At 32.8% G+C, this 15,840-nt stretch carries 18 protein-coding genes and 1 other RNA gene; 9 read left to right on the top strand and 10 right to left on the bottom strand.

Going from position 1 to position 15,840, the window contains the following annotated elements:
- Positions 1-42 precede the first annotated feature (42 nt).
- Positions 43-379: RNase P RNA component class A (gene rnpB, locus DFQ09_RS05040), an RNA gene on the top strand.
- Positions 380-436: 57 nt separating this feature from the next.
- Here the strand turns inward: rnpB and rsmD are convergent.
- Genes rsmD through DFQ09_RS05055 form a run of 3 tightly spaced genes read right to left on the bottom strand, consistent with a single transcriptional unit; the run spans position 437 to position 2,518 of the window.
- Positions 437-985, bottom strand: a complete 549-nt coding sequence (gene rsmD / locus DFQ09_RS05045) for a 16S rRNA (guanine(966)-N(2))-methyltransferase RsmD (protein WP_115808572.1) — start codon at positions 983-985, stop codon at positions 437-439.
- Positions 985-1,791 (bottom strand): DUF3822 family protein, encoded by an 807-nt coding sequence (locus DFQ09_RS05050; protein WP_115808573.1) that lies wholly within the window; start codon positions 1,789-1,791, stop codon positions 985-987. The genes rsmD and DFQ09_RS05050 overlap by 1 nt, the downstream gene beginning before the upstream one ends.
- Before the next feature lies 1 nt (position 1,792).
- Entirely contained in the window at positions 1,793-2,518 is a 726-nt protein-coding gene (locus tag DFQ09_RS05055; RefSeq protein ID WP_115808574.1) for a hypothetical protein, read from the bottom strand.
- A 155-nt stretch (positions 2,519-2,673) separates the two neighbouring features.
- Between DFQ09_RS05055 and DFQ09_RS05065 the strand changes: the two genes are divergently transcribed.
- The 8 genes from DFQ09_RS05065 to DFQ09_RS05100 all read left to right on the top strand — a co-directional run bounded on the left by DFQ09_RS05065 (position 2,674) and on the right by DFQ09_RS05100 (position 9,998).
- A complete protein-coding gene (locus tag DFQ09_RS05065; protein ID WP_115808576.1) occupies positions 2,674-4,107 on the top strand; it encodes an ATP-dependent DNA helicase in 1,434 nt (477 codons plus the stop codon).
- Positions 4,108-4,179: 72 nt separating this feature from the next.
- Complete coding sequence (locus DFQ09_RS05070; protein WP_115808577.1) at positions 4,180-4,755, top strand: DUF4126 domain-containing protein; 576 nt, start codon at positions 4,180-4,182, stop codon at positions 4,753-4,755.
- A 46-nt stretch (positions 4,756-4,801) separates the two neighbouring features.
- A complete protein-coding gene (gene kdsB / locus DFQ09_RS05075) occupies positions 4,802-5,530 on the top strand; it encodes a 3-deoxy-manno-octulosonate cytidylyltransferase (protein WP_115808578.1) in 729 nt (242 codons plus the stop codon).
- A complete protein-coding gene (locus tag DFQ09_RS05080; RefSeq protein ID WP_115808579.1) occupies positions 5,521-6,225 on the top strand; it encodes an HAD family hydrolase in 705 nt (234 codons plus the stop codon). The genes kdsB and DFQ09_RS05080 overlap by 10 nt, the downstream gene beginning before the upstream one ends.
- 4 nt (positions 6,226-6,229) lie before the next feature.
- Positions 6,230-6,853, top strand: a complete 624-nt coding sequence (locus DFQ09_RS05085) for a CatA-like O-acetyltransferase (RefSeq protein WP_115808580.1) — start codon at positions 6,230-6,232, stop codon at positions 6,851-6,853.
- 41 nt (positions 6,854-6,894) lie between these two features.
- Positions 6,895-7,977 carry an iron-containing alcohol dehydrogenase family protein gene (locus DFQ09_RS05090; RefSeq protein ID WP_245940309.1) on the top strand — a complete coding sequence of 361 codons (1,083 nt, stop codon included), beginning with the start codon at positions 6,895-6,897 and terminating at the stop codon, positions 7,975-7,977.
- 108 nt (positions 7,978-8,085) lie between these two features.
- On the top strand, positions 8,086-8,634 hold the full coding sequence (locus tag DFQ09_RS05095) for a 1-acyl-sn-glycerol-3-phosphate acyltransferase (RefSeq protein WP_115808581.1): 549 nt from the start codon (positions 8,086-8,088) through the stop codon (positions 8,632-8,634).
- Between the two features lie 323 nt (positions 8,635-8,957).
- On the top strand, positions 8,958-9,998 hold the full coding sequence (locus DFQ09_RS05100) for a hypothetical protein (RefSeq protein ID WP_115808582.1): 1,041 nt from the start codon (positions 8,958-8,960) through the stop codon (positions 9,996-9,998).
- A 35-nt stretch (positions 9,999-10,033) separates the two neighbouring features.
- Here DFQ09_RS05100 and DFQ09_RS05105 read toward each other — a convergent pair whose 3' ends face one another.
- The 7 genes from DFQ09_RS05105 to DFQ09_RS05135 all read right to left on the bottom strand — a co-directional run bounded on the left by DFQ09_RS05105 (position 10,034) and on the right by DFQ09_RS05135 (position 15,731).
- Positions 10,034-10,507, bottom strand: a complete 474-nt coding sequence (locus DFQ09_RS05105; protein WP_115808583.1) for a nuclear transport factor 2 family protein — start codon at positions 10,505-10,507, stop codon at positions 10,034-10,036.
- Between the two features lie 143 nt (positions 10,508-10,650).
- Positions 10,651-11,103 (bottom strand): hypothetical protein, encoded by a 453-nt coding sequence (locus tag DFQ09_RS05110; protein ID WP_115808584.1) that lies wholly within the window; start codon positions 11,101-11,103, stop codon positions 10,651-10,653.
- Between the two features lie 35 nt (positions 11,104-11,138).
- Complete coding sequence (locus DFQ09_RS05115; RefSeq protein WP_115808585.1) at positions 11,139-12,236, bottom strand: heparan-alpha-glucosaminide N-acetyltransferase domain-containing protein; 1,098 nt, start codon at positions 12,234-12,236, stop codon at positions 11,139-11,141.
- Positions 12,237-12,345: 109 nt separating this feature from the next.
- Entirely contained in the window at positions 12,346-12,882 is a 537-nt protein-coding gene (locus tag DFQ09_RS05120) for a hypothetical protein (RefSeq protein WP_115808586.1), read from the bottom strand.
- A 229-nt stretch (positions 12,883-13,111) separates the two neighbouring features.
- Positions 13,112-13,612: a GreA/GreB family elongation factor gene (locus DFQ09_RS05125; RefSeq protein WP_115808587.1), complete on the bottom strand. Its 501-nt coding sequence runs from the start codon at positions 13,610-13,612 to the stop codon at positions 13,112-13,114.
- Entirely contained in the window at positions 13,609-14,127 is a 519-nt protein-coding gene (locus tag DFQ09_RS05130; RefSeq protein WP_115808588.1) for a YqhA family protein, read from the bottom strand. The genes DFQ09_RS05125 and DFQ09_RS05130 overlap by 4 nt, the downstream gene beginning before the upstream one ends.
- 101 nt (positions 14,128-14,228) lie before the next feature.
- Positions 14,229-15,731 (bottom strand): aldehyde dehydrogenase family protein, encoded by a 1,503-nt coding sequence (locus DFQ09_RS05135; protein WP_115808589.1) that lies wholly within the window; start codon positions 15,729-15,731, stop codon positions 14,229-14,231.
- Positions 15,732-15,840 lie beyond the last annotated feature (109 nt).

A 15,840-nucleotide genomic window follows, 5' to 3' on the forward strand; every position in this document is an offset into this window, starting at 1 on the left:
GAAATTTAACATGAGTTATTAACAATTTGTGTACTTTTGCGCCAAGTAGATCGCCTTATCGATTCTAAATTTATTTAGGGTAGGAAAGTCCGAACACCATAGTGCAATCATAGTGGTTAACAGCCATCCATCGTAAGGTGAGGAAAAGTGCAACAGAAAGTATGTACAGGTAATGCTGTAGTGAAACCAGGTAAACTCTATGTGGTGCAATGTCATGTATACTAACGTTTGAGCGTACACGCGCGATTGTTAGAGGGTAGGCAGCTAAAGTTTGCTGGTAACAGTAAGCGTAGATAAATGATAAGGGCTTTTTCTTTATTGGGAATTCATTTCCGAATAAGAAAATGTACAGAATTCGGCTTATAGATTTACTTAAATAAACAAGCTTCATGTTTTTAACATGAAGCTTTGTTTTTATAGCGTTTTTTAATGGGAATTAGCTTTTAGCTGAATAATCAAAAAAACTAAACATATTACCTCCATAGCCTTTGGAGTGCGAGTAATGTTCTAGCTGACTCAAATCAGTGTGTTTAGAATGCTCTACAACTAATACACCTTCGTCTTCTAATAATTCATTTTTAAATATTAGTTCTGGGATTTTTGAAAAGGCTTCGACATCAAAATCATAAGGCGGATCGGCAAAAATAATACTGTGCTTTTGTTTTGATTTTTCGAGAAATTTAAAAACATCACTTTTAACAGTGCTGATCGTCATTTCAAAAGCTTCAGCGGTTTCGTTTATAAATTTAATACAACCGAAATTTTCATCAACAGCTGTAATGTGCTCAGTACCTCTTGATGCAAATTCATAGCTTATGTTTCCTGTTCCAGAAAACAGATCCAAGACCGAAATATCATCAAAATAATACTGATTATTTAAAATATTAAATAGCGCTTCCTTTGCCATGTCAGTTGTGGGTCTAACAGGTAATTTTTTAGGAGCTGTAATACGTCTGCCTTTAAACAATCCGGAAATAATGCGCATTAAAAGGAATTTAAGATTAAAAAATGTTTGTGTAAATAGCGTCTGTCGATATCATTAGAAATTGAAAACTTGTATTTTTTTTCAACAAAATTAACATGTCTTACGTAAGTGAAAAGTACAGTGTATAAGTCATCATTCTTTTCTACTTTGCCGCTTAATTCAATAGTTGTCGTTTCTACATCTAGTTTTAATTGTTCAAACACAAATAAAATATAGTAGATAAAATCTTCTTTACTGTGGTATTCAAAAACATTAAAGAGTTGCAGCTTGTTTTTCTCAATGACTAAGACTTCAACAGTGCTTTTATTGATGTTAAGATAAACTATTGGTTCATCTTTGGTTTCAATATTTTGTAAGTGCGAATCTATTAGGATACTTGATGAGTGCTTGTAAACAAATTCACCAAACGTATCAAAGATATAATTATTGATATTTACATAAGGAACATAAACATTTACAGTTTTATTAATAGAGATGTCATCTTCTGTAATAAAATCGTTTCTCAATATTTTTGAGTTGAATTTTAAATAGTCGGCCTTATGTTCAACATTATATAATTCTTCAGGAACTAATGTCGCTAACTCATTTTGATGAATGACTAAAACAGCATTAAAATCTTCTGAAAAAGCAGTGTTGCTACTCAATTCTGCTTTTAAATGATTGAGAACTTCTACAGGAGTTGTTTTCTGCTCAAACGGAATGGTTTTGAGAAACTCAATAGTATTTAGAGTTCTATTTAGAATACAAAAAGAAAGCCCATTCAAATTAATTTGAATGGACAGTTCTTTAATATCGTTTATTTTCAAACTATTCTTTATTTGTGTAGCTCTTTGGCCAGTTTCCTTTGGTGAATACCTCGGTCATAGATCCTACTTTTAAGGTTGGTCCGTTAACACCATCTACAGACATTACCTGATTTTCTTTTTGAATTAAGTAAGGCTCTTGGTCATTTAAGATAACAGATTTTTCTACACTTGCTTCAAACACAGAAAATTCATCTAGTTTACCTGCTTTAAGTGTGAATTTAGCTCCTTCTTTACCAATACCAACATCCATCATCTTTTTGTAACGATCGCTACCTTTAAATAACGAGTCTTTAACAGAGTAAAAACTTAAGGTATCAATTAAAGTTAGTGTTTTCATAGTTTCTACACCACCAAATGCTTTTGTCTTTTCTTCATCTAAGACTAAAGTGTCACGTCTTTGTGTAATTGGCACTTTTCCAGTTTCAACGAAACCGATTAATTTATCAAAGCTATCTGTGTAAGTTCCGTTAACATCTTTATATGCTAATTGTGCATCTCTAATATCAATTAAACGATCAATAACTACAGCAAATCGCTTTTGTTTTAATTCGTTAAATTCTATTTCTCTATAAACAGACATGTAAGTTATATAGCCTAAGAAAATAATTAAGACCCATAGTAATATATTGATTACTGGTTTTATTTTTTTTGGTACAAATTTGTCTATTAACCATACAATTCCAATGGTTAATGCTATAATAACTACAATTGCTATAATTACTTTCATATTAGTTTTTATTTATTTAGGTCTATCGCAAATCTACAATTTTTTTTTGTTCGTTAAAACTATCAAATTAAAAAAGATTAAAAATAACGAACTAATTGAAATATGCGCTTTAAAAAGAGAGAATAATACTATCTTGCTATATATTTATTTTCTCTATGATTTCTAATGCATCTGCATTCTATTCGCTACTAAAATCTAAATTTCCATTTACGCCAACTTCTAAGCAAGACATGGTGTTAATGCAATTGTCTCAGTTTATTTTTGATACTAATAAAAATTCAATTTACTTATTAAAAGGGTACGCAGGTACAGGTAAAACAAGTATAATTGGTACCATTGTTTCAAATTTGTGGCAAGCAAAAAAAAGTGCTGTTTTGTTAGCTCCGACAGGTAGAGCAGCTAAGGTTATTTCAAATTATTCAAAAAAAGAAGCCTTTACGATTCATAAAAAAATCTATTTCCCCAAAAAAGATAAAGGAGGAGGTGTCAATTTTGTAATGCAGCCAAATAAGCATCGCAATACTATTTTTATTGTAGATGAAGCTTCTATGATTCCGGATACTCCTTCGGATACAAAATCATTTGATAGCAGTTCTTTGCTCGATGATCTTATGCAATATGTATATTCTGGTCACGAATGTAAACTGTTATTAATAGGAGATAAAGCACAGTTACCTCCAGTAAAGTCTGATTTAAGTCCGGCGCTAGATGAAAATAAACTCAGTTTAAACTACAGTAAAGATGTTGTCGGAATTGAGCTAGATGAAGTTGTAAGACAAGAACAGGGCTCTGGGATTCTAAGTAATGCAACCGAGCTCAGAGCGGTTTTAGAATCTAATTTTTACGAGAGTTTTAAATTTGACCTCAATGGTTTTACAGATAGTGTACGTTTAATAGATGGTTATGAAATTATGGACGCTATTAACGATGCGTATAGTGCCGATGGTTACGAGGAAACGGCAATCATTGTAAGAAGCAACAAGCGTGCAAATGCCTATAACCAACAAATTAGACAACGTATTTTATTTAATGAGACTGAGCTGTCTGCAGGAGATTACCTAATGGTAGTTAAGAATAACTATTTTTGGTTGAAACCCACAAGTGAAGCTGGTTTTATTGCCAATGGTGATATTATTGAAGTCTTAGAGATTTTTAGCATCAAAGAATTATACGGTTTTAGATTTGCAGAAGTAAAGTTAAGAATGGTAGATTACCCCAATATGACTCCTTTTGAAACGGTACTACTATTAGATACCATAGATGTAGAAAGTGCCTCATTAAGTTACGAAGAATCTAACCGATTATACCAAGAAGTATCTAAGGATTATGAAGGTGAAACAAAATATAAACGCTTTTTAGGAGTAAAGAACAATAAGTTTTTTAACGCTTTACAAGTCAAGTTTTCGTATGCTATAACTTGTCACAAATCACAAGGTGGTCAATGGAATACTATTTTTGTAGAACAACCCTATTTGCCAAATGGTATGGATAGAGATTACATTCGGTGGTTATATACTGCCATTACGAGAGCCAAAGAAAAACTTTATTTAATTGGATTTAAAGACGAAATGTTTGTAGAGAAAGAATGATTTTTTAGATTAAAAATCTAAAAATCTAAAAATCTAAAAATCTAAAAATCTAAAAATCTAGCTAATCTAAAAATCATGACAGAAACAATTTTAAGCATTTTCTTAGGCATCGGACTTTCAGCTTCTGTTGGTTTTAGAGTTTTTTTACCGTTGTTTGCGTTAAGTTTAGCTGCCTATTTTAATGTCTGGGAACTTAATGAGTCTTGGCAATGGATTGGTAGTGTAACTGCTGTAATTACTCTAGGTATAGCAACTTTGGTTGAAATTGTGGCCTATTACATTCCTGTGGTCGATAATTTATTAGATAGCATCGCTATTCCGTTAGCAACTGTAGCTGGTACAGCTGTTATGGTTTCGACCGTGGCAGATTTAAGTCCTGTAATCACTTGGGCTTTAGCAATTATGGCAGGTGGAGGAACTGCAGCTGCTGTTAAAAGCTCAGCAAGTGCAACACGTTTAGGGTCTACTGTCTCTACTGCAGGCTTTGGAAACCCAATTGTTTCAACAATTGAAACAGGTACATCAGTTGTAATGTCTATTGTCTCTATATTCTTACCGATTTTAGCAATAATCTTAGTCCTATTTATATTTTATTTGATTTATAAACTCTATAAAAAGATACGACCAAATAGACCAAAATCATCTTAAAACCTTATTTTTGAAATTGAATTCGTTCATTATACAAATCACATAGATGAAAATTATATCCATGATTCCTGCACGCTATAGTGCATCCCGATTTCCAGGTAAATTGATGCAAAATTTAGCGGGTAAATCTGTAATTCTAAGAACTTATGAAGCCACTGTTGCGACTAAGTTGTTTAGTGAAGTGTATGTGGTGACCGATAGCGATATTATTTTTAACGAAATCGTTAGTAATGGTGGTAAAGCCATTATGAGTATTAATGAACATGAGTCTGGAAGCGATAGAATTGCTGAAGCTGTTGCTGATGTCGATTGTGATATTGTCATAAATGTACAAGGAGATGAACCTTTTACAGAGGGTGAAAGTCTAGCAAAAGTGATTGAGGTTTTTAAAGATGATAAGGAGAAGGAAATTGATTTAGCTTCTTTAATGGTAGAAATTGAAGATTTAGAAGAAATTAATAATCCAAACACTGTAAAGGTCATCGTAGATCAGCAGAATTTTGCCTTGTATTTTTCTCGAAGTCCAATTCCGTATCCTAGAGATGCCAATGTTGGAGCGCGTTATTTTAAGCACAAAGGGATTTATGCCTTTAGAAAACAGGCCTTATTAGATTTTACGGTGCTGCCAATGCAATTTCTTGAAGCTTCAGAGAAAATTGAATGCATCAGATATTTAGAATATGGCAAACGTATAAAAATGGTAGAAACCAAAATTCAAGGTGTAGAAATTGATACACCAGAAGATTTAGAAAAAGCGAAGCGTTTGTGGAAGTAGATTATAGTAACATAAAAGTAATAGGCTTTGATGCCGACGATACGCTTTGGGTCAACGAAACCTATTTTAGAGAAGCGGAAGAAGAAGTAGGTCAATTATTATCGCATTATGAAACACCTAATAAGATAGACCAAGAGCTATTTAGAATGGAGATTAAAAACCTTCCTACATACGGTTATGGTGTAAAAGGGTTTATTTTATCTATGATTGAATTGGCCGTTGAACTATCTAATGGAACAGTATCTAATGCAATTATATCTAAAATATTGGTCATCGGTAAGGACATGATTAATAAGCCAATTGAGCTGTTAGATGGAGTAGAAGAGGTTTTAAAAATATTGTCTAAAGATTATAAGTTAATTGTTGCCACAAAAGGTGATTTATTAGACCAAGAACGAAAACTAGAAAAATCGGGATTGTTAAAATATTTTCATCACATAGAAGTGCTAAGTGAAAAGTATGATACTAATTATACGCAATTATTAAAACGATTAGATATTGAACCAGAATCGTTTTTAATGATAGGGAACTCATTAAAATCAGACATTTTGCCTTTAGTGAAAATTGGCTCAAAAGCTATTCATGTACCGTTTCATACAACGTGGCAACATGAACAAGTTTCTAAACAAGAATCTAATGGTGCAGAATATAAAACAGAGCATAGTTTAACCGAAATTTTAAAACATTTTAATTAAGAAATTGAAAGTAATAGATAAGCATACATGGAATAGACAGGCGCATTTTGAGTTCTTTAATACATTTGAAGATCCTTATTTTGGAGTCACATTTAAAGTTGATGTAACCAATGCTTATGCGTATTCACGTCATAACGAACCTTCATTTTTTGTAACCTATTTACATGCTACAATGCAGGCTATAAATGACGTTGAGAATTTAAAATACAGAATAAATGAAGCGAATGAAGTTGTAGTTTTTGATACCATTCATGCATCACCAACTATTTTAAGGCCTAATAAAACCTTTGGTTTTTCATTTGTAAAGTATGATAAAGATATTCTTAAATTTCAGAATAATTTTTTAAAAGAAAAAGAAAGAATATTCGATTCTAATGATTTATTTCCACCTGTAAACTCAATAGATTGTGTGCATTGTTCGTCTTTGCCATGGGTGAATTTTACAGGTCATAAAGAACCGTTTAAAGGAGATAAAGAATCTATACCAAAATTAGCATTTAGCAAAATGGAAAGTGTAGGGTCAAAAAAAGAAATGCAAGTCGCTATCAGTGTAAATCATGCCTTGGTAGATGGCTATCATATTGGGCTATTTAATGAAAAATTACAATTTCATTTAAATAGTTATTAAATATAAACTAAGTTGTTATTTTTGTTAAAGATAGAAAGTAAATGATATTCAAAAATTATCCAATGGTGTCCAGAGTTGTTTTTGGACGAGGAAGTTTTAATCAACTCGATGAGATCCTCTCTCTAAAGCGCAAAGGACGCAATGCACCATTTATATTTTATGTTGATGATGTCTTTAAAGGCAATCATTGGTTAACGTCTCGCATTACATTGTCTTATAAGGATAAGATTATATATGTACCGACCAAAGAAGAGCCAAGCACAGGTCAAATCGATCAGTTAGTTGAAGATATCATATTAGAATATAGCGAATTGCCTTCTGGTATTATTGGTATTGGTGGAGGTACCGTTTTAGATATTGCCAAAGCAGTATCATTAATGCTAACCAATAAAGGAGAATCAAAAGATTACCAAGGTTGGGACTTAATTAAACATGCTGCGATTTATCATGTTGGTATTCCAACAATTTCTGGTACAGGTGCAGAAGTGTCTAGAACCACAATTTTAACTGGCCCAGTGCGTAAACTGGGTATCAATAGTGATTTTACTCCTTTTGATCAAGTGATTTTAGATCCAGAATTAACTAAAGATGTTCCAAAAGATCAGTGGTTTTATACAGGTATGGATTGCTTTGTACATTGTGTAGAGTCGCTTACAGGAACGTATCTCAATGCTTTTAGTGAAAGTTATGGTGAAAAGGCCTACGAACTTTGTAAAGAAATATTTTTAGGAGATTCCCTAAGTGTCGAAGAAGCACAAGACAAATTAATGATGGCGTCTTGGCATGGCGGTATGAGTATTGCTTACTCGCAAGTTGGTGTTGCACATGCTATGAGTTATGGTTTAGGATATCTCTTAGGCGTAAAACATGGTATTGGAAACTGTATCGTTTTTGATCATTTAGAAGCGTTTTATCCTGAAGGAGTAGCTATCTTTAAACAGATGAAAGCCAAGCATAATATTGAAATACCAGTAGGGGTTTGTGCAGATTTAGAACAAGCTCAGTTTGATATTATGATTGATGTCGCGCTAAGTTTAGAACCACTATGGGAAAATGCTATTGGTAAAAACTGGAAAACCATTATCACCAGAGAAAAGCTTCTAGAGCTTTACAAAAAAATGTAATTCTGATAGGGCTTTAAGTATATTCGATAAATTTATTTTTTTAGAAGTCAATGGTATCGGCAGAACACTTTTAATAAGTTATTAAAAATTAATAAATAATAGTGCTAGATGCGTTGGTTAGCTAAATTCATATATTTTAAAGTCATGGGTTGGAAAGTGGTTGGAAATACCAACTTTTCTAAAGATACCGTTAAGAAAGCTGTAATCATTGCAGCTCCGCATACGAGTTGGGTCGATTTTTATTTGTCACTTTTGTTACGAAGTGTCACCCAGGTAAAAACTAATTTTGTAGGAAAAAAGGAGCTCTTTGTATGGCCATTTGGCTATTATTTTAGAGCAGTAGGCGGAAAAGCTTTAGATAGAACTTCGGGCCAAAATAAAGTAGAAACGATAGCTAAATTATTTGAAGGAGAAGACGAGTTTAGATTGGCATTATCACCAGAAGGGACTAGGAAAAAAGTTGAGAACTGGAAAACAGGATTTTACTATATCGCTAAACGAGCTAACGTGCCAATTATAATGTACACTTTCGATTTTAAAAATAAACAGAATAAAGTGTCAGAACCATTCTATCCAACTGATAATTTAGAAGCTGATTTTAAATACATGAAATCCTATTTTAAGGGTGTTGAAGGAAAGGTAAAAGAATACAGCTAGAATTCCGATATATATTCTGGCACGAGAATTGAAGTATTCATATTGCAATGAAACATAAAGTAAACTCCAAGTCCCTAAAAAGAAACATTGCCCCAAAAAGCTGTCTGATTTAATTAGATGGCTTTTTTCATTAGTATCATTTTTAAGATATTTCTTACATTTCTATTTGTTAAAGTTAGCAAAAAACTATCAACTTAATTTATTGATAATTAGGTTTTTGTGTGTGTTGTGTTTCTTGGTTTTAAATTTAAAAAAACCAAAACTTGATTTTTTCGTATATATAAGTACATAAGTACAAAGTATTAACTCAAAAAAACACAATTATGATTAACAAGAATTTCAATTCAATTTTCGTTTTATTATTAACACTTGGTGTAACATTTACATCGTGTAGTGATGATGACGACGACAACAATGATGGGGGCGATAATTACGACTCTGTTACATTATATGCTTCCAATAATTCAAATGGAAATATTTCTGTTTATGATTTTGAATCTGAACAAAATATTGAAACAAAAACTTTAATAACATCCTCTACTGCAGCTGATGGAATATTTTATGACGATGATTCTGAATCAGTTTATCAAGTATCAAGATCTAACAATAGTATAGAAGGTTTTGCCAATATTGATGATTTGGTTAGCGGAAGTGTATTAAACGCAGATTTTTTAGGAACAAACGACATGTCTAGTCCAAGAGAAATGGCTGTAAATGGAAATCTTTTTGTCGTAGCAGATAATGCTGATGTAGATGGTGATGATACCACTCCCGATGGAAGGTTATTTGTGTATACTTATTCTGGCAGCAGTTTCTCATTACGAAATGTGATTACCACAGATTTCAAACTTTGGGGAATTACATTTATTGGTAACGATTTATACGCAGTAGTGGATGCCACTAGTGATTTAGCAGTATTTAATGATTTCTTGGCCAATACTACTGACGCTACAGTTAGTGCAACTAAAAGAATTACTATTGAAGGTATTGTTAGAACACATGGTATAACTTACGATGGTTCTTCGGATACTTTAATTATGACAGATATTGGAGATGCTACAAACGTTGAAGACGATGGAGGGTTTCATATCATTTCAGGTTTTACTAATAAATTTAATGCTGTAGCAAATGGTGATGTCATGGCGGTTTCAGGAAATCAAGTAAGAGTGTCTGGATCTTCAACGTTGATGGGGAATCCTGTTGATGTCGCTTATGACTCTGATAATGACGTTATTTATATCGCAGAAGCCGGGAACGGTGGCGGTCGTGTATTAGGTTTTTCTAACTTTTCAGCTGGTGGAAATATAGCGCCTTCTTTTAATAGTGGACTTGCTTCTGCATCTGCAGTATATTTAGAAGATTAAAAGAGCCTTTTTATAAGTTTAAACTAAGCCGTATTTTATACGGCTTTTTTTGCTTTCATAAATTTATCTAGCATAGAATTAGTCTGGCTTTGAAGCTTATTTTTAAAGAACTGCATACCTCCAAAGAAAATACCTTTTACTCCCATTGCTTGTTTTGCCCATTTATGTATGTCAAATTCATCAGTGTGCTTTATAATTAAGCCCTCTTTAAATTCAAAAGACGCATCAATACTATTATGTACTTGTCGTCCTGTTTTGCTAAACGTGTAGTGCGCTTCCCAATGTGCAGAACCCGTTTTGTTGTTAGCCGTTATATTAGAGAATTCAACTTTAAATCCATTTCCGTTTTGAGAAGCACAAAGCATCAGCCACATGGCTTTGGCGCGTTCTCCTTTTAAAATTCCAAATGCAGGATCTTCAAAAACCACATCATCATGATAACAAGATGCCATGGTTGTACCGTCGGAATTATTCAAGGCTGTATAAAATTTTTCTATGATGTTTTCCATAATATTCAAATTAATTTAAAGATTTATAAAACCATTCCGTACAAAAGTACGTAAGTAGAGTGCTATTAACTCATGTTCTTTTATTCGAATGGGATTTAATTGCTATGAAAAGGAAAGGCCATCTTTAACGAGATGGTCTTTTTTTAGTCGATAGTAATTATATTTCTATAACCGATGTCTGTCTGTTGGTCAAATAAAAACTCAAAATAACCAGCATCGCCTTTTTGTCCTTGTATTGTGGTTTTTGCTCTACCGATTTCTAATCCAGATTTATTATAAGCCTTGGCGATTACTTCGGCATTAAGCGCTGTTTTAAAAATGAAATATAAGGTGAGTTTGTTGTTGTTACTATGATTTTGAGTATCAATAGTGTAGACTCCTGTTTTTAATCCTTTTTTTAACAAGCTATCTGATAATATAATTTTGCATTCTAAGGTTTTGTCAACGCCTTCCGAAACACCATCAAAGAATTCTGTGGCAGATTCACCAACGATTTCACCGCCTTTATTTAAACCTTCTTTAGTTTTGTTTGCAATGCGATTACAAGAGAATAGGCTTAAGGCACTAAGTAAAATTAGTATGCGGAATGAATTCATAATAACGGTGTTTAGACGTACTAAAAATAGTGAATTTAGCGTGTGTATTTCTTAATCTTGTCAATAATCTTTTGCAAATTATAATAAACAAATTCATTCGTTTTTGCATAATAAAACGAGATAAAGCAAACAACAGAAAGGAATAGTATAGCTCCAATTACAGCTTGCCAAGGCTCTAAAGTTCTACCAATTAGCTGGTGTAGTCCAAGGCCAGTAAAACTACCATAAATGATTATAAAATGAATAACGTAAATGGATAGCGTTTTCTGTCCAATTTTTAGAATTAACGGTTGTTTTATATAATTCTCTGCCAAATAGAATAAGGAAAAGAGAATTAGCACATTACCTAGTCTGGTGAACAAATAATTATAATAAGCAACCTCTTTTAAAATTGAAAAGTCTAAGACGTAATAGAGTTTCATTAATAATTCAGATGATCCAAAAATGAACGCAATTCCGAAGACAAAAAAGCTAGATACAATGGCTATTTTGAATTTAGGTCGTTCGACATAACGATAAAATAACGTGGCTATAAAAGCACCAAATGCCACATAACCAAACCATGGGATTATAGTAAAAATAGAACCATTTGCCTTAGAAAAATAGTTTGAAAACACTACAGGGATTTCAGGTAATTCCAAATAGCGATATAGGGGTTCGGTTATAAAAATAGCCAAACCGAGAAGTAACATAACGATTGAAAATAGCAATGTTTTTTTTAATGCGAGCCTGTAGATAAATACAATAAGTATAAGTGAGAGTCCGATGCATTGCAGTACATCTATAACTAAAAAATAACTCGAAAATTTACCCGTTAGCCATTCAAAAATTGGGGCACGCAACAAATAACCAATACCAATAAGCATAAATCCTCGCATTAGGCCCTTTTGCATACGCTTCTTAATCGTTCCGTTTTGCTTCGCTCTTATTAATAAATATGAAAAAATGAGGCCCGAAATCGTAAAAAAGGTTGGTGCAGTAATACCTCTTAAATATTCCCAAACTTTAAAAGCGGTATAACTATGGTTTCTATATGAAGGTTCTAGCAGTGTATCTATAAAGTGCCCCTGTAGCATCATTAAGATAGCAAATGCTCTAACAGCATCTATAAAATATAAACGGTTTGCGCTCAAGTTGAAATTGGTTGGTGTGCAAATGTACTATTTTAGAGTTGGAATAAAATAATATGACGGTTTTTTGAGTTTGTGCTTATCATTTTATTCAATGTGCGGTACTAGAGTTTTATTCTATTAATATGTTGATGTCCTTTGGTGTAAAGTATTCTTCTTTTACGCTAAAAATAGTTTGAAAATTTCCCTTTATAGTTAGTTTAGGGTTTACAAGAAGTTCTGATTTAGCGACACTATCTATTATATTCAATTCAGGTATTTCTAAAATGATGCTTTCTTTTGATTCTGAAATTAGGCCCTTAAAAGTCTTTTTAAATGGTTGAGTTTTTGAGATGGTAAACTCATCGATATATTGGCTTTCGTCTGTCGTCAAACTTGGTCCCTCAATGAAATGTTTTTTTAATTCTTGAGAGAATTCTTGTTCGGTACTTGATGCATGAAATGAAATTTTTAAATTATCAAGATTTTTCTTAATTCTGATTTTCTTTTCTCCACTTTTAGGAGATACTATAGCCGTTATTTCAAAGTTGTCATTAACTCTATATGATGCTTCATCCGTTAAGAAAAACATTTCGGTATCAGAAAAGTCATTTTGATTACAACTGAAAGTCAAAATTAAAAGTAGTGTATATGTAAATATGTTCTTCATTTCTCAAATGTTTTACAACTTTAATAATTGCCGTCACTCTTTATGACTGTTATCAAGTGCTAAGCGAAGTTAATATTCTCCTGCTTAAAAATCAATAACTTAGATTCCCATTTGTAAATTAATTGTAAACATTATACCATAAATTCAAACCGTTTACTACCGTTTTTAGTATGAAATCACAGATAGCAGAAAATAACTAAACTTTGAGTTTAGCATTTAAGTGTTATTTTCAATAGGTGATTTCTATAATTTTAAAAATTCTATCTTCCTTCGCTAGTTTTAATATGGCAATGTCTCCGACTTTCTTTTCTGTCAGTATTCTTGCTATTGGAGAAATGAATGCAATTTTTCCTTTAGAAATATCAGCTTCATCTACGCCTACAATTTGATAGCGTTGGACTGTTGTTTTATTTCCGGTTTTTAAAGTTACCAATGCTCCAAATCGTATTTCGCCCACAGGTTGTTTGCTTAGGTTTATTGTTTTTGAAGTCGCAATTCGGTTGGTCAACAACTGTAATTTAGCGTTTATATAATTCGTGGTGATACGTTTTTCTTTTTCATTTGTAGTGTCTATGCCATCTCTTTCATTAATGAGATTTTCTTTTTCAGCTAAAAGTTCATCCATACCAACTTGCGTAACATAATTAGTTACACCTTCTGGTAAGTCGGCTCTTGGTGGTACCATAGGAATTTCCTCTTGGTCATCTTCTTTTACAAATCCTCTACTCATGACTTATTTGGGTTATTGCTACCTTCTTTATTAAGACTTAAAAACTTTAAACCCAATGCTAATAGCACAATAGATGCTGGAAGTATTAAAATTTCCCATTTAAGATTGTCAATATTTACAAATACAACTTCAAGAAATTTCACAAAAAGAATAATAACAATAACTTCGGCTAGCACATTTTTTAAATGACCAATATTTGGTGTTCTAATCCATTTTAAAACACCATTTCCATCATGATATTTTTTGTTTAAAATAAACAAAGTGTAAACTCCGTGTGCAAAAATAAAAAGCACCAAAGCTATTAAAAATGTGTCCAATGATTTAATCAGATATGTTGTTGCAATATCTGCTGTATGTAAATGTGCTTTGTCTTTTGGAATATAATCGAAAAGAACAACTCTAAAAGCATTAATGGTTTTTAAAGCACCAACGATAAAGAGTAACAGTGAGCCAAGAAGTGAACCTATTATTGCAGTCAAGCTGATATAACGGAAAAGATAGAATGTTTTTTTCATAATTAAAAAGTGATTAAAATCTTTTATTAAGACTTTGATTAAAACAATAAAACCCTGGAATATCCAGGGTCTTATTATAAACTTATTTTATAAAGTTTTAATTAAAAGAATCCCATAGGTTTCTTGTCGTAAGAGATCAACATGTTTTTTACAACACGGTAATGATCTAAAGCCATTTTGTGGTTTTCACGACCGAATCCTGATTCTTTAACTCCTCCAAAAGGAGCATGAGCAGGATACGTATGGTATTGGTTTACCCAAACTCTACCAGCTTGTATAGCACGAGGAACTTGGAATAATTCGTGAGCATCACGAGACCAAACACCTGCTCCTAAACCATAAGGTGTATCGTTTGCGATTGCGATTGCTTCTTCAGTAGAACTGAATGTTGTTAAAGCTACAACTGGACCAAAAATTTCTTCTTGGAAAATTCGCATCTTGTTATTTCCTTTTAAAACGGTAGGTTGGATGTAATATCCTTCAGAAAGTTCTCCTTCGTAGTTTCCAGCGTCTCCACCAGCTACAACTTCGGCTCCTTCTTCTTTTCCTATTTTAATATAGTCAAGAATCTTGTTATATTGAGGTTTAGAAACTTGAGATCCAATCATTGTTTCTGGATCTAATGGATTCCCTGTTTTGATTGCTTTTAAACGCACTTTCATTTTTTCGATGAAATCGTCAGCAATATCTTCGTGTACTAAAATACGAGATGGAGCTGTACAAATTTCACCTTGATTCAATGCGAACATTAATGCACCTTCAATAGCTTTGCTATAGAAATCATCATTATGATCTGCTACTGATGGGAAAAATACGTTTGGTGATTTTCCACCTAATTCCATAGTTACTGGAATAATGTTTTCTGCTGCATTATGTAAAACTTTACGTCCTGTTTCCGTAGAACCAGTAAATGAAAGTTTTGCAATACGTTTAGAAGTAGCTAATGCTGCACCAGCTTCTGCACCAAAACCAGTTACAATGTTTAATACACCTGCAGGTAAAATGTCACCGATAAGTTCCATTAATGCAATAACACTAGTAGGGGTTTGTTCTGCTGGTTTAACAACCGCTGTACAACCGGCTGCTAAGGCTGGAGCAATTTTCCAAGCTAGCATTAACATTGGGAAATTCCAAGGGATGATTTCACCAACAACACCAATAGGTTCGTGTAATACAATACTAACCGTATTTTTGTCGTGTTCTGAAATACTTCCTTCATCTGCACGAATGACACCTGCGAAATAACGGAAATGATCAATACAGTAAGGAATATCTGCTGCACGAGATTCACGAATAGGTTTCCCGTTATCGATAGTCTCTAAAGTTGCTAAGTACTCGAAGTTATCTTCCATTACTTGTGCAATCTTCAATAACGCATTACTACGTTCTGTTGCTGAAGATGTACTCCAAGAAGGGAACGCTTCGTGTGCAGCGTCAAGAGCAAGATCGATGTCTTCTTGAGTTGAACGTGCAGCTTGCGTAAATACTTTTCCATCTACTGGAGATACGTTATCGAAATACTGACCTTTAATAGGTGCTACGAATTTACCTCCAATAAAGTTCCCGTATCTTTCTTTGAATACAGGTTTTGTTACATTTGCCATAATTATAATTTTTAAATTTGATTTTAATTTATGCTTGCCAAAACAAGCGTTGTGTAATTATGGTGCAAATGTATGTTGGGTTGTTACCTTTCTATTTATTGATATGGTT

It is taken from the genome of Winogradskyella pacifica, assembly GCF_003386275.1.
Classification (GTDB): Bacteria; Bacteroidota; Bacteroidia; order Flavobacteriales; family Flavobacteriaceae; genus Winogradskyella; species Winogradskyella pacifica.